Raw genomic sequence first — 13,469 nt, forward strand, 5'->3', positions numbered from 1 at the left:
GAGGGAACTGACACCGGTACCTGACACGGCCGGTGCAGCACTCAAGGAGAAGAACCATGCCGAAGCCCGCCAAGGGTGCCCGTCTGGGCGGCAGCGCCGCGCACGAGAAGCTGCTTCTCGCGAACCTCGCGAAGTCGCTGTTCGAGCACGGCCGCATCACCACGACCGAGGCCAAGGCCCGCCGCCTGCGCCCGGTCGCGGAGCGTCTGATCACGAAGGCGAAGAAGGGCGACATCCACAACCGTCGCCTGGTGCTGCAGACGATCACGGACAAGGGCATCGTCCACACGCTCTTCACCGAGATCGCCCCGCGCTACGCCGAGCGTCCGGGTGGCTACACCCGGATCACGAAGATCGGCAACCGTCGTGGTGACAACGCCCCGATGGCCGTGATCGAGCTCGTCGAGGGCGAGATCGCGAAGAAGGCGACCGTCGCCGAGGCCGAGGCCGCCACCAAGCGTGCGGTCAAGGAGGCCGAGGAGGCCAAGGTCGAGGAGACCAAGGCCGAGGACGCCGCCGAGGCTCCGGCCGCTCCGGCTGAGTCCGCCGAGTCCGCCGAGGATTCGGCCAAGTAGGCACAGCGAAGGACGCCTGAGCGTTCTGAGGCCGTAGAACGGGCCCGTTCCCCTCGTGGGGGCGGGCCCGTTCCGCTTGAGAGGATGTGACACGTGAGCGACGACGTGAAGCCCGGCTGCGTACGGGTGCGACTGGATCTGTCCTACGACGGCAAGGACTTCTCCGGCTGGGCCCGTCAGACCCGCGGACAGCGGACCGTGCAGGGTGAGATCGAGGACGCGATCCGTACGGTGACCCGGTCGTCCGAGACGTACGAGCTGACCGTCGCCGGCCGCACGGACGCCGGTGTGCACGCGCGCGGGCAGGTCGCCCATGTGGATCTGCCCGTCGCGCTGTGGGAGGAGCACCGCGAGAAGCTGCTGAAGCGGCTCGCCGGGCGGCTGCCGAAGGACGTGCGGGTGTGGGCCCTCAGGGAGGCGCCGGCGGGGTTCAACGCCCGGTTCGCCGCCGTGTGGCGGCGCTACGTCTACCGGGTCGGCGATCAGCCCGGGGGCGTGGACCCGCTGTTGCGGGGCCATGTGCTCTGGCACGACTGGGAGTTGGACGTCGCCGCGATGGACGCCGCCGCCAAGTCCCTGGTGGGGGAGCATGACTTCGCGGCGTATGCGAAGAAGCGCGAGGGAGCGACGACGATCCGCGAGATCCTCGACTTCGGGGTGCGCCGGCAGGCCGAAGGCATCGTCGAGATCGAGGTCCGCGCCGACGCCTTCTGCCACAACCAGGTGCGCGCGATGGTCGGTGCGCTGCTGTTCGTGGGCGACGGGCACCGGGGTGTGGAGTGGCCGCGGAAGGTCCTCGACGCCCGTGTGCGTGACAGCGCCGTGCATGTGGTCCGGCCGCACGGGCTGACGCTCGAGGAGGTCGCCTACCCGGCGGACGAGCTGCTGGCGGAGCGGCAGCAGCAGGCCCGGCGGGTGCGGGGGCCGGTGCACTGACAGGGGGCCCGGTGCTCCTCGGCGCCCCGGCGACCCGGTGTCCCGGCGACCTGGCGCTCCGGCTTCGGCAACTCGGGGAGGCCGACGGCGACGGTGCCGGCGGTACTCCTCCAAGGCCAGGTCGTCCGTCAGCCGCCGGTGGCGGGCGCGGTGGCTGCTGCCGACGCCTGCATCTCGCCGCGGGCGACGATCTGGCGGAACGTGAACTCGGCGAGGTCGTCGCCCGGCTGGAACGCCTTGCTGTCGCCCTTGGTGACCGACTTCCCGTCGAGGTGGCCGGTGGTGGTGAAGTAGGCGTACCGGCCGTAGGAGTTGCCGACGAAGCGGCAGACCGGGCCGCCCTTGCAGAAGCCCGCGACGCCGGAGCCGGAGAGCGGGGCGACGCTCCTGACCGTCTGCTTGACGGCGGCCTGGGCCTGGGCCTCGGTGGGGAAGACCGCGACACCGATCGTGACGGCCACGCCGGCGCGGGTGTACGTGGCCCGGATCACCTGGTCGCAGCCGTGGGAGGTGAGGGCGGCGCCGAGTGCCCCCTGGGTGACCGAGGCGCAGCTGGTGGTGCGGGCGGTCGGGCCCTTGGCGTACACCCTGTCGCCCATGGTCAGCTTCTTGCCCGGGAAGAGGGTGTCGGCGCTGAGCGGTGCCTTGTCCTTCTTCTCACTGGAGATGAAGTCCTTGGGGTCGGGCGGGGGCGGCGGCGCTACCGACGAGAAGGACGGCTCGGGCCGGTTCGTCTCGTCCGGCAGGTCGGGGGCGGTCGGCAGCTCACTGGCGTTCTTGCCGGAGGAGTTCGCGTCGTTCGTGAAGACGACGGCGGTGGCCACGATCGCGGCGACCGCGGCGGTCGTGAGCGCTCCCGCGATGATCAGCAGCCACCGCTTGCGGCGCGTCCGCGAGGCCGAGGCGTCGGCGAGCGCGGCCCAGTCGGGCGTCTGCGACGATGATGAGTGCCGTGACTGCTGTCCGTACGGCTCCTGCGGCTCCTGCGGCCACTGCGGTCCCCCAAAACTCATGCCGCGCATCCTAGGCCCTATGAGAGGGCGGCGTGACGGGCGCGGGGGGCCGGGCGCCGGCAGGGGTGTGCTGGGGCGTTTTGACCCGTACGGCAAGGCCCGGGTAAGCTACTGGTTCGTTATGCGTACTGGCTTGCTCGATCTCACGTGAGAGCCGTTACGCCGGTCCACCGGGCCGATGACCAGCGACCAGCACTCGGTTTGCGTCACCGATGTGCGGTCATGGCTGTCGTGATCGTCCGTGGTGGCCTTGTCAGGACCCACTCACGAAAAAGCGAAGGCTACGACCGTGCGTACGTACAGCCCCAAGCCCGGCGATGTAACGCGCCAGTGGCACGTCATCGATGCTCAGGACGTCGTCCTGGGCCGACTGGCGAGCACTGCCGCCACTCTCCTGCGCGGCAAGCACAAGCCGATCTACGCGCCCCACGTGGACGCCGGTGACTTCGTCGTCATCATCAACGCCGACAAGGTGCACCTGTCCGGCAACAAGCGGACCCAGAAGATGGCGTACCGCCACTCCGGCTACCCGGGTGGTCTGCGCTCCGTCCGTTACGACGAGCTCCTCGACAAGAACCCCGAGAAGGCCGTCGAGAAGGCCGTCAAGGGCATGCTCCCCAAGAACACCCTCGGCCGTCAGATGCTCTCGAAGCTGAAGGTCTACGCGGGCGAGAACCACCCGCACGCTGCCCAGCAGCCGGTTCCGTTCGAGATCACCCAGGTCGCGCAGTAAGTCCGGCCACCCCCTAAGACGAAGAGAATCTGAGGAGCATCGTGGCCGAGACCACCACCGAGACCCCGCTCGAGGGCGAAGAGACCTACGCCGAGGTCACCACCTTCGAGTCCGAGACCCCCGTCGAGGGCGAGTACACGAGCGAGTCGCTCGCGTCCCGCTTCGGCGAGCCCCAGCCGGCCGCCGGCCTGGGTCGTCGCAAGAACGCTATCGCCCGCGTCCGGATCGTCCCGGGCACCGGCAAGTGGAAGATCAACGGTCGCACCCTTGAGGACTACTTCCCCAACAAGGTGCACCAGCAGGAAGTCAACGAGCCCTTCAAGGTGCTCGAGCTCGACGGCCGCTACGACGTCATCGCCCGCATCGCGGGTGGCGGTGTCTCCGGCCAGGCCGGCGCCCTGCGCCTCGGCGTGGCCCGCGCGCTGAACGAGGCGGACGTGGACAACAACCGCGGCCCGCTGAAGAAGGCCGGCTTCCTGAGCCGCGACGACCGTGCGGTCGAGCGCAAGAAGGCCGGTCTGAAGAAGGCCCGCAAGGCCCCGCAGTACAGCAAGCGCTAAATCGCCTGCTGTCCTGTCTTCAGGGCATGCGTTCGCCCCGGTGGCACTCCGTGCTGCCGGGGCGTTTCCCTATACCAGGGGATGGTGCCCGGGGCGATCCCCCGGGCGTACAACGGCACGAAGGCCCTCGGGGGCCCCTCGTTTTCGGAGCATTTTCGGAGGACACCAGTGGGACGACTCTTCGGCACGGACGGTGTGCGCGGTGTCGCCAACGCGGATCTGACGGCGGAGCTCGCGCTCGGTCTGTCGGTCGCCGCGGCGCACGTACTCGCCGAGGCGGGCACGTTTGAGGGCCATCGGCCGACGGCGGTGGTCGGGCGTGATCCCCGCGCATCCGGAGAGTTCCTGGAGTCCGCCGTCGTGGCGGGTCTCGCGAGCGCGGGCGTGGACGTCCTGCGCGTCGGTGTGCTGCCCACCCCCGCGGTGGCGTACCTCACCGGCGCGCTGGGCGCCGACCTCGGCGTGATGCTGTCCGCGAGCCACAACGCCATGCCCGACAACGGGATCAAGTTCTTCGCGCGCGGCGGCCACAAGCTCGCGGACGAGCTGGAGGACCGGATCGAGGCCGTCTACGAGGAGCACCGCACCGGCGCGCCCTGGGACCGTCCGACGGGTGCCGGCGTCGGCCGAGTGCACGACTACGACGAGGGCTTCGACAAGTACGTCGCCCATCTGATCGCGGTCCTGCCGAACCGGCTCGACGGGCTCAAGGTCGTCCTCGACGAGGCGCACGGCGCCGCGGCCCGGGTCTCGCCCGAGGCGTTCGCGCGAGCCGGGGCGGAGGTCGTCACGATCGGCGCCGAGCCGGACGGCCTCAACATCAACGACAACTGCGGCTCCACCCACCTGGACCTGCTCAAGGCCGCGGTCGTCGACCACCAGGCCGACTTCGGCATCGCCCACGACGGCGACGCCGACCGCTGCCTCGCCGTGGACGCGGCGGGCAACGAGGTCGACGGCGACCAGATCCTGGCCGTGCTGGCCCTGGCCATGCGCGAGGCGGGCACGCTGCGCGGGGACACGGTCGTGGCGACCGTCATGTCGAACCTCGGCTTCAAGCTGGCCATGGAGCGCGAGGGTGTGGCGCTCGTGCAGACCGCGGTCGGCGACCGGTACGTCCTGGAGTCGATGAAGGAGCACGGCTTCGCGCTGGGCGGCGAGCAGTCCGGCCATGTGATCGTGCTGGACCACGCGACGACGGGTGACGGGACGCTCACCGGTCTGATGCTGGCGGCACGGGTCGTGGCGACGGGACGCTCGCTGGCCGACCTCGCCTCCGTGATGGACCGGCTTCCGCAGGTCCTGATCAACGTCCCCGACGTGGACAGGGCGAGGGTGTCGACGTCGGCGGAGCTGGCGACGGCGGTCGCCGACGCGGAGCAGGAGCTCGGTGCCACGGGCCGGGTGCTGCTGCGCCCGTCCGGTACGGAGCCTCTCGTGCGCGTCATGGTCGAGGCCGCGGACATCGAGCAGGCCCGCTCGGTGGCCGGCCGCCTGGCCGACGCGGTGAAGTCGGCACTGGGCTAGGCGCTGGGCCAGGAAAACCAGGCACCGGGCCGGCAGACCGTCGGCCCTGGGCCGACAAGGGGCTGTTGCCGCCGCCGTCCGAGGGAAGGACGGGTGTCGCGGCGCAGGGCCCGGGCGCACGGCTCCTACGTTCGACCGGTATGACGGACGTATTTGGTGACCGCGCATCCGGGCCCACCCGTCGCTCGGCGCTCGCCGGGCTCGTCGGCGGGGCCGGTGCCGTGCTGGCCGCCGGCTGCACACCGTCGGGGGTGTCGCCGGCGAACGCGCCCACCCCCGCCGGTACGGCGTCGCCCTCCGCCCCGGCGGGCGGTCCCACACCCGGGGTGATGACCCTCTTCAAGGACCCCGGCTTCAACTTCAACGGCCTCCTCGCGCTCGGCGGGTCCGGTCAGGGCTCCGCCGAGGTGGGCGAGGTGCTCACCGCCGTGAACACGATCAACAAGGCCGGCCTCTCCTCGCAGTCGTACGTCGAGACCTTCAAGAAGCTCGGCGACGAGCTGATGGACGCGCCCGAGGGCCCCCGGCCCGACGACCAGACCACGCGCTTCCGTGCGCTGAGGGCCGCCCAGTACTACGGCCAGGCGCTGTTCTTCGTGCTCGGCTCCGACAACCCCGGCAGCGAGGAGCAGCTGTACAAGTCCGGGCGCGGCGCCTGGGACGCGTTCTGCAAGCTGTGCGATCCGGCACCGGTGACGGCGAACGTCGCATACGGCAGGACCCCGATGCCGGTGTGGTTCTTCCGGCCGGAGGAGACCGACCAGCGCCGCCGCACCGTGATCCTCACGAACGGCAGCGACGGACAGAACGTCGACATGTGGACCTACGGTGTCCTGGCGGCCCTGGACCGTGGCTGGAACGCCCTTGTGTACGACGGGCCGGGCCAGGGGCAGCTGCTCTTCGTCGACCAGGTGATCTTCACGCCGCGCTGGGAGAACGTGGTCACCCCGCTCGTCGACTGGCTCTCCACCCGCCCGGACGTGGACACGGGCAAGATCGCCCTGACCGGGCTCAGTATGGCGGGGGACCTCGCCCCCCGGGCCGCGGCCTTCGAGAGCCGGATCGCCGCTCTGGTGGCGATGCCGGGCTGTCTGTCGCCCTGGCTGGGCTTCCCGGCGGAGATCCGGGAGATCCTCACCCCGAGCAAGCAGGAGACCAACAACATCTGGAACAAGGAGGTGGTCCCCGAGCTGCCTCCGGCCGATGCCGCGACGATGAAGAAGCGCTTCGAGCCGTTCTCCGTGCAGGCGATGCTCGACGCCCGCGACGGCAAGATGTTCACCGACTTCTACACCCCCGCCCGGCGCGTCGAGGCGCTGGACATCACCGGCGTCGTGGACCGCATCAAGATGCCGACGCTGGTCCTGGACTACGAGGACGAGCAGTTCTACCCGGGCCAGCCGCGGCAGATGTTCGACAAGCTGACCTCGCCCAAGGACTACGTGAAGCTCACCGCGGCCACCGGCGCGCAGCTGCACTGCTCACCGATGGCGCCGCAGCAGCACTGCGAGGTCGTCTTCGACTGGCTGGACGAGACCCTGTCGGCGGGCTGAGCCGGCGGGCTGAGGTCAGTGGGCTGAGGTCAGTGGGCCGAGTCAGTGGGCCGAGTCAGTGGGCCGACCGGCGCTGCGCCGCGCGCCGCCGCTGGCTCTTCCACAGCCATTTCTGGACGAACAGCGTCAGCGTCCCGGCCAGGATGATGCCGAGCAGATTGAGCAGCAGCTGCTCGCTGGAGCCCCACGCCTGCTGGTACTCGCTGTAGCTGAACGCCACCGCCGCGTTCGCCGCGGCCGGCACCGTCGTCACGGAGATCGCCACGCCGACCAGCGCGCCCGACTTGGCCGAGGTCAGCGACAGGGTGCCGGCGATGCCGGCGAGCACGGCGACGACGAAGGAGAACGCGTCGGGGCGGTAGATGAAGTTGGTGTTGGGCCGCTCCGCCGCCAGCATCGAGCCCTCGAAGAGGCCGATCCCGTTCATGAAGTAGCTGAACGCCACCGTCACCACCATCGCCACCGCGAAGCCCGCGATCAGCGCCACCAGGGAGCGCCACGCCAGCCGCGGCAGCCGCTGCACCACGGCCGTGCTGAAGCCGGCGAGCGGGCCGAACTCGGGGCCGACGGCCATCGCGCCCACGATGAGGATGGCGTTGTCCAGCACCACACCGCATGCGGCGATCATCGTCGCCAGCGTCAGGAACGCCAGATACGTGACGGAGAGCGTCGACTCCTCGTGGGTCGCGTCCGTCAGGTGCTCCCACAGCACCGCGTCCGCGCCCTCGCCCGGGGCGTCCTCCGCCGCCTTGTCGGCGCGGTGGGACAGCGAGAGGTCGATGCTGTCGACGGCGATCGAGCCGTCCCGGTCGAGCCCGAGGTCCCGAAGACGGCCGATCAGCTCGTCGCCGGCCTCGCGGGCCACGTCGCAGAGCACCAGATCGCCCGACGGGTTGCGGGCGGCGCCCGTCATGACGGCGAGATGGGTGGCGCCGACCGTCTTCTCGACGGTCCTGACGACCTCGTCCGTGCGGTCGGGCGGGACGATCAGGCGCAGGTGCAGCACGCGGCGCTCCTCAGAGTTTGCGAAGGGACAGGCGCTGGACCTTGTGGTCGGGGCCCTTGCGCACGACCAGCGTGGCACGGCCCCTGGTGGGTGCGACGTTCTCCAGCAGATTGACCCCGTTGATCGTGCGCCACATGGTGCGCGCGTACTCCAGCGCCTCCTCCTCCGACACCTGGGTGTACTTGCGGAAGTACGAGGACGGGTCCTGGAAGGCGGTCGCGCGCAGCTTGCGGAAGCGGTTGAGGTACCAGCGCTCGATGTCCTCGGACCGCGCGTCGACGTACACGGAGAAGTCGAAGTAGTCGGCGAGCCCGACGCGGGTGCGGCCGTCCTTGCCGGGGAGGGCGGGCTGGAGGACGTTGAGGCCCTCGACGATCAGGATGTCGGGGCGGCGGACGGTGAGCCGCTCGCCGGGCACGATGTCGTAGATGAGGTGCGAGTAGACCGGCGCCGTGACCTCGTCCTTGCCGGCCTTGATGTCGGCGACGAAGCGGGTCAGCGCGCGGCGGTCGTAGGACTCGGGGAAGCCCTTCCGCGACATCAGGCCCCGGTCCTGGAGCTCCTTCATCGGGTGGAGGAAGCCGTCGGTGGTGACGAGCTCCACCCGGGGGTGCTCGGGCCAGCGGGCGAGCAGCGCCTGCAGGAGGCGGGCGACGGTGGACTTGCCGACGGCGACGGAGCCCGCGACGCCTATGACGAAGGGCGTGCCGCGCTGGGTGCCGTGGCCGTTGCCGGCCTCGCCGAGGAAGGTGTTGAGCGCGCCCCGGAGGTTGGCGGTGGCGCCGACGTACAGATTGAGCAGCCGGGAGAGCGGCAGATAGATGTCCCGCACCTCGTCGAGGTCGATGACGTCGCCGAGGCCCCGCAACTGCTCGACCTCGGCGGCGGTGAGGGGCAGCGGGGTCCTGTCGCGGAGCGCGCTCCACTCCTCACGGGTGAGGTCGACGTAGGGGGACGTCTCTGTCCTCTCGGTCCTGCGGCTTCGTGGCGGCGAAGTGATCACATGCTCATTGTCGGTGCTGCCGGCGTGTCGTGGGAGGTGGGGTCGGTCACGCACGCCCGGTGGCTCCGGTCCGGGCCGTCGCGCACGGTACGCCGTAGGCTGCGGCCATGTGCGGAATCGTGGGTTATGTGGGAGCGCAGTCCGCGCTCGATGTCGTCATCACCGGGCTCAAGCGGCTCGAATACCGGGGCTACGACTCGGCAGGTGTGGCCGTACTCGCCGACGGAGGGCTCGCCGCCGCCAAGAAGGCCGGCAAGCTGCTCAATCTGGAGAAGGAGCTCGTCGACCGGCCGCTGCCGAGCGGCTCGACGGGCATCGGGCACACCCGGTGGGCCACCCACGGAGCGCCCAACGACGCCAACGCGCATCCTCATCTGGACAACGCGGGGCGGGTCGCCGTCGTCCACAACGGCATCATCGAGAACTTCGCCGAGCTGCGGGCCGAGCTCGCCGAGCGCGGACACAGCCTCGACTCCGACACGGACACCGAAGTGGTCGCCCATCTGCTGGCCGAGGCCCACTCCTCGTGCGGCGAACTCGCGGAGGCGATGCGGCTGGTGTGCCGGCGCCTCGAAGGCGCGTTCACCCTGGTCGCGGTGCACGCGGACGAGCCGGACGTGGTCGTCGGCGCCCGCCGCAACTCGCCGCTCGTGGTGGGCGTCGGGGACGGGGAGGCGTTCCTGGCCTCGGACGTCGCCGCGTTCATCGCGTACACGCGGTCGGCGATCGAGCTCGGCCAGGACCAGGTCGTCGAACTGCGGCGTGAGAGCGTCACGGTGACCGACTTCGACGGCGCGCCGGCCGAGGTGCGGTCGTACCACGTGGACTGGGATGCCTCCGCCGCCGAGAAGGGCGGCTACGACTACTTCATGCTCAAGGAGATCGCCGAGCAGCCGAAGGCGGTCGGGGACACCCTCCTCGGGCGGATCGACGCGAGCGGATCACTGACCCTGGACGAGCTGCGGATCCCGCACGGGGTGCTCAGGGAGGCGCAGAAGGTCGTGATCGTGGCGTGCGGTACGGCGTTCCACGCCGGGCTCATCGCCAAGTACGCCATCGAGCACTGGACGCGTATCCCCTGCGAGGTGGAGCTGGCCAGCGAGTTCCGCTACCGGGACCCGATCCTGGACCAGCGCACGCTCGTGATCGCGATCTCCCAGTCCGGCGAGACCATGGACACGCTGATGGCGCTGCGGCACGCGCGCGAACAGGGCGCGAAGGTGCTGGCCATCTGCAACACCAACGGCTCGACGATCCCGCGCGAGTCCGACGCGGTGCTCTACACACACGCGGGGCCCGAGGTCGCCGTCGCGTCGACCAAGGCGTTCCTGACCCAGCTGGTCGCCTGCTACCTGGTCGCCCTCTACCTGGGCCAGGTCCGGGGCACCAAGTGGGGCGACGAGATCCGGGCCGTCATCCGCGACCTGTCGCAGATCGCGGGGGAAGTGGACCGGGTCCTGGAGACCATGGAGCCGGTCCGGGAACTGGCCCGCTCGCTGTCCCGCAAGAACACGGTGCTGTTCCTGGGCCGGCACGTCGGCTACCCGGTCGCCCTGGAGGGCGCGCTGAAGCTGAAGGAACTGGCGTACATGCACGCCGAGGGCTTCGCGGCGGGCGAGCTCAAGCACGGCCCGATCGCCCTCATCGAGAACGATCTGCCGGTGGTGATCGTCGTTCCGTCGCCGCGCAGCCGGTCCGTTCTGCACGACAAGATCGTGTCGAACATCCAGGAGATCCGCGCCCGGGGCGCCCGGACCATCGTGATCGCGGAGGAGGGCGACGAGGCGGTCGAGCCGTACGCGGACCACCTCATCCGCATCCCGGCGACGCCGGCGCTGCTGCAACCGCTGGTCGCGACGGTCCCGTTGCAGGTGTTCGCGTGCGAGCTGGCGACGGCGCGGGGCAACGAGGTGGACCAGCCGCGGAACCTGGCGAAGTCGGTCACCGTCGAATGATCATCGGGGTGGGGATCGACGTGGCCGAGATCGACCGGTTCGACGACGCGCTGCGCCGGACGCCGGGCCTCGCGAAGCGTCTCTTCGTCGAGAGCGAACTGCTCCTGCCGAGCGGCGAGCGGCGGGGCGTCGCCTCCCTCGCGGTCCGCTTCGCCGCGAAGGAGGCGGTCGCCAAGGCCCTCGGCGCGCCGTCCGGGCTCCACTGGACGGACTGCGAGGTCTACGTGGAGGACTCGGGCCGGCCGCGGCTGCGCGTGAGCGGGACGGTGGCGGCGGCGGCGGAGGCGCGGGGGGTGCGGTCGTGGCACGTGTCGCTGAGCCATGACGCGGGGGTGGCGTCCGCGGTGGTGATCGCGGAGGGCTGACGCGCCTCCACGGGCCTCCCACGGGCTCTGGCCCCGGGGCAGGACGCCGGGTGCGGGTGTCCCCGTGCCGGGGCCGGGCGCGGTGCGGCTGCCGCCGGGGCGATGGCGGTGGCAGCGCCATCCGGGCACGGCTTCTCGGGCAGGCGGTGGCCTGCCTGGTCGTGCGAGCCCGCGGCGCCGGGCCGTGTCCGACGTGTCCTGCCCGACGCATAGCGCCGGTGAGCGACGTTCAGCGCGTGCTGACTCGTAGCCCTTCGGGCACGGGAGGTGCTTCGACGCCGCGCTGTCGGACCTAGGGCGTGTTGCGAAAGTCCCGTCTGCGCGGCGGCGTCTGGCACGCACGCTCGCGGCGTTGTCGGTCGTCGGCGCAGCCCGCTGCGCTCTCCTTCCTCCGCCTTGCGATCGCACGCACCAGACGCCGCCGCGCCCCGCCCTACGGGCGGACGACGCTACTTTCGCAACACGCCCTAGCCCGGTGCTCGGCTGTGTCCGACGGTTCCGTCGGCGAGCGATGTCCGGCGCGTGCTGACTCGTAGGCCTTGGGGCACGGGAGGTGCTTGCGGTACGTCCGGAGGCGGACGGCGCCATGTGCCGGACACGGCCCGGCCGCCCCGGCCGCCCCGGCCGGATGTCCGGTGCGGGCCGTTTTCGGTCCGAGGGGCCGGACGGCGCCCGACGGGGTGCGCGGGCGGCGGCCTCCGGGGGAGACTGCTGGGCATGCGACTTGGGTACAGCGTCGAGACCGTACGGGCCGCCGAGGGCGAGTTGATGGCCCGGTTGCCGGAGGGCGCGCTCATGCAGCGGGCCGCCGCCGGGCTGGCCGCCGCGGCGGCGGGGCTGCTCGGGCGGGTGTACGGGGCCCGGGTCGTGCTGCTCGTCGGGAGCGGGGACAACGGGGGCGACGCGCTCTACGCCGGGGCCCGGCTCGCGCGCCGCGGTGCCGGGGTGAGCGCCGTGCTGCTCGTGCCCGGAAGCGCCCATGCCGCGGGCCTCGCGGCGCTGCTCAAGGCCGGGGGGCGCATCGCCGACGACCCGTACGAGGTGCTGGCCGCCGCGGACCTGGTCCTGGACGGCATCACGGGCATCGGCGGCCACGGCGGGCTGCGCCCCGACGCCGTACCGGTCGCCCGCGCGGCGCACGGCTCCGGCGCGGTGGTGCTCGCCGTCGACCTGCCGAGCGGCATCGAGGCGGACACGGGCGAGGTCGGCGGCGAGGCGGTGCGGGCGGACGCGACCGTGACCTTCGGCGCGTACAAGCCGGGGCTGCTGGTCGACCCGGGACGGGAGTACGCGGGGGCGGTGCGGCTCGTCGACATCGGCCTCGGACCGCACCTGCCGTCCGTGCCCGAGCTGGAGGCGCTGCAACACGCGGACGTGGCACAGCTGTTGCCGGTGCCGGCCGCGGAGAGCGACAAGTACCGGCGCGGGGTGGTGGGTGTGGTCGCGGGCTCCGCCCGCTACCCGGGCGCCGCCGTGCTCGCCGTGGCGGGGGCGCTGCGCGGCGGCGCGGGGGCCGTGCGGTACGTGGGACCGGGCTCCGACGCCGTCATCGCCCGCTTCCCGGAGGCCCTGGTGCACGGCTGGCCCCCCTCGAAGGCGGGCCGGGTCCAGGCGTGGGTGGTCGGGCCGGGGCTCGGCGACAGCCCGGGCGTGGACGAGGTGCTGGAATCGGACGTACCGGTGCTGGTCGACGCGGACGGGCTCCGCGGTCTCGACCCGGCCGCGGTCCGGGCCCGCAGCGCACCGACCCTGCTGACCCCGCACGCGGGGGAGGCGGCCGCGCTGCTCGGCGTGGCACGCGAGGAGGTGGAGGGGGCGCGGCTGGCCTCCGTACGGGCGCTGGCCGCCAAGTACGGCGCGACGGTACTGCTCAAGGGCTCGACGACGCTCGTCGCCGACCCGGATCCCCGCCGGGCGGTCCGGGTGAACCCGACGGGCACCTCCTGGCTCGCCACCGCCGGGAGCGGCGATGTGCTGTCGGGCCTGACCGGTTCGCTGCTCGCGGCGGGCCTGGCGCCGCTCGACGCCGGGTCGGTGGGCGCGTATCTGCACGGTCTGGCGGCCCGTCTGGTCTCGCGCGACGCCCCGGTGTCGGCCCATGACGTGGCGACGGCGCTCCCGCGGGCGTGGCGCGACACGACGACGCCTTGATGGTCGTACGAATCCACGAAGCGCCGCCCGTCACGCGGGTGACCAGGGCCACTCATGGTCGTTGCCGCACAAACTCTGTCACAGTGCTCTGA

The 13,469-nt window shown here is 71.6% G+C and carries 12 protein-coding genes; 9 read left to right on the top strand and 3 right to left on the bottom strand.

Annotated features, from left to right (window positions below; all coding sequences use genetic code 11):
* Window positions 1–56 precede the first annotated feature (56 nt).
* Entirely contained in the window at window positions 57–575 is a 519-nt protein-coding gene (gene rplQ / locus KK483_RS21585; RefSeq protein ID WP_262006837.1) for a 50S ribosomal protein L17, read from the top strand.
* 93 nt (window positions 576–668) lie between these two features.
* The gene (gene truA / locus KK483_RS21590) at window positions 669–1,511 is read left to right on the top strand and encodes a tRNA pseudouridine(38-40) synthase TruA (RefSeq protein ID WP_262006838.1); all 843 of its coding nucleotides are present in this window, start codon (window positions 669–671) and stop codon (window positions 1,509–1,511) included.
* A 128-nt stretch (window positions 1,512–1,639) separates the two neighbouring features.
* Here the strand turns inward: truA and KK483_RS21595 are convergent, their stop codons facing one another.
* Window positions 1,640–2,524: a hypothetical protein gene (locus KK483_RS21595; RefSeq protein ID WP_262006839.1), complete on the bottom strand. Its 885-nt coding sequence runs from the start codon at window positions 2,522–2,524 to the stop codon at window positions 1,640–1,642.
* A gap of 289 nt (window positions 2,525–2,813) precedes the next feature.
* On the opposite strand from KK483_RS21595, the gene rplM reads away from it, so the two are divergent.
* The 4 genes from rplM (at window position 2,814) to KK483_RS21615 (ending at window position 6,897) form a co-directional block, all read left to right on the top strand.
* Window positions 2,814–3,257 (top strand): 50S ribosomal protein L13, encoded by a 444-nt coding sequence (rplM, locus tag KK483_RS21600; RefSeq protein WP_262006840.1) that lies wholly within the window; start codon window positions 2,814–2,816, stop codon window positions 3,255–3,257.
* Between the two features lie 41 nt (window positions 3,258–3,298).
* Window positions 3,299–3,817 carry a 30S ribosomal protein S9 gene (gene rpsI, locus KK483_RS21605; RefSeq protein ID WP_242329312.1) on the top strand — a complete coding sequence of 173 codons (519 nt, stop codon included), beginning with the start codon at window positions 3,299–3,301 and terminating at the stop codon, window positions 3,815–3,817.
* A 168-nt stretch (window positions 3,818–3,985) separates the two neighbouring features.
* Window positions 3,986–5,344, top strand: coding sequence for a phosphoglucosamine mutase (gene glmM, locus KK483_RS21610; protein ID WP_262006841.1), 1,359 nt, complete (start codon window positions 3,986–3,988; stop codon window positions 5,342–5,344).
* A 140-nt stretch (window positions 5,345–5,484) separates the two neighbouring features.
* Window positions 5,485–6,897, top strand: coding sequence for a S9 family peptidase (locus KK483_RS21615; RefSeq protein WP_262006842.1), 1,413 nt, complete (start codon window positions 5,485–5,487; stop codon window positions 6,895–6,897).
* Between the two features lie 55 nt (window positions 6,898–6,952).
* Here the strand turns inward: KK483_RS21615 and KK483_RS21620 are convergent, their stop codons facing one another.
* Window positions 6,953–7,903, bottom strand: coding sequence for a DUF389 domain-containing protein (locus KK483_RS21620; RefSeq protein ID WP_262006843.1), 951 nt, complete (start codon window positions 7,901–7,903; stop codon window positions 6,953–6,955).
* 10 nt (window positions 7,904–7,913) lie between these two features.
* Window positions 7,914–8,906, bottom strand: a complete 993-nt coding sequence (gene coaA / locus KK483_RS21625) for a type I pantothenate kinase (RefSeq protein ID WP_262006844.1) — start codon at window positions 8,904–8,906, stop codon at window positions 7,914–7,916.
* 107 nt (window positions 8,907–9,013) lie between these two features.
* Between coaA and glmS the strand changes: the two genes are divergently transcribed.
* The 3 genes from glmS to KK483_RS21640 all read left to right on the top strand — a co-directional run bounded on the left by glmS (window position 9,014) and on the right by KK483_RS21640 (window position 13,377).
* Window positions 9,014–10,861: a glutamine--fructose-6-phosphate transaminase (isomerizing) gene (gene glmS, locus KK483_RS21630; RefSeq protein ID WP_262006845.1), complete on the top strand. Its 1,848-nt coding sequence runs from the start codon at window positions 9,014–9,016 to the stop codon at window positions 10,859–10,861.
* The gene (locus tag KK483_RS21635) at window positions 10,858–11,226 is read left to right on the top strand and encodes a holo-ACP synthase (RefSeq protein WP_242329318.1); all 369 of its coding nucleotides are present in this window, start codon (window positions 10,858–10,860) and stop codon (window positions 11,224–11,226) included. The genes glmS and KK483_RS21635 overlap by 4 nt, the downstream gene beginning before the upstream one ends.
* Before the next feature lie 717 nt (window positions 11,227–11,943).
* Window positions 11,944–13,377 carry an NAD(P)H-hydrate dehydratase gene (locus KK483_RS21640; RefSeq protein ID WP_262006846.1) on the top strand — a complete coding sequence of 478 codons (1,434 nt, stop codon included), beginning with the start codon at window positions 11,944–11,946 and terminating at the stop codon, window positions 13,375–13,377.
* Window positions 13,378–13,469 lie beyond the last annotated feature (92 nt).

Source organism: Streptomyces sp. FIT100 (genome assembly GCF_024584805.1).
Classification (GTDB): domain Bacteria; phylum Actinomycetota; class Actinomycetes; order Streptomycetales; family Streptomycetaceae; genus Streptomyces.

Excerpts from the sequence above, each read along its gene's own strand:
- KK483_RS21595 (WP_262006839.1), bottom strand. The coding sequence starts at position 2,524 with ATGAGTTTTGGGGGACCGCAGTGGCCGCAGGAGCCGCAGGAGCCGTAC.
- rplQ (WP_262006837.1), top strand. The coding sequence starts at position 57 with ATGCCGAAGCCCGCCAAGGGTGCCCGTCTGGGCGGCAGCGCCGCGCAC.
- KK483_RS21635 (WP_242329318.1), top strand. The coding sequence starts at position 10,858 with ATGATCATCGGGGTGGGGATCGACGTGGCCGAGATCGACCGGTTCGAC.
- KK483_RS21615 (WP_262006842.1), top strand. The coding sequence starts at position 5,485 with ATGACGGACGTATTTGGTGACCGCGCATCCGGGCCCACCCGTCGCTCG.
- KK483_RS21640 (WP_262006846.1), top strand. The coding sequence starts at position 11,944 with ATGCGACTTGGGTACAGCGTCGAGACCGTACGGGCCGCCGAGGGCGAG.
- glmS (WP_262006845.1), top strand. The coding sequence starts at position 9,014 with ATGTGCGGAATCGTGGGTTATGTGGGAGCGCAGTCCGCGCTCGATGTC.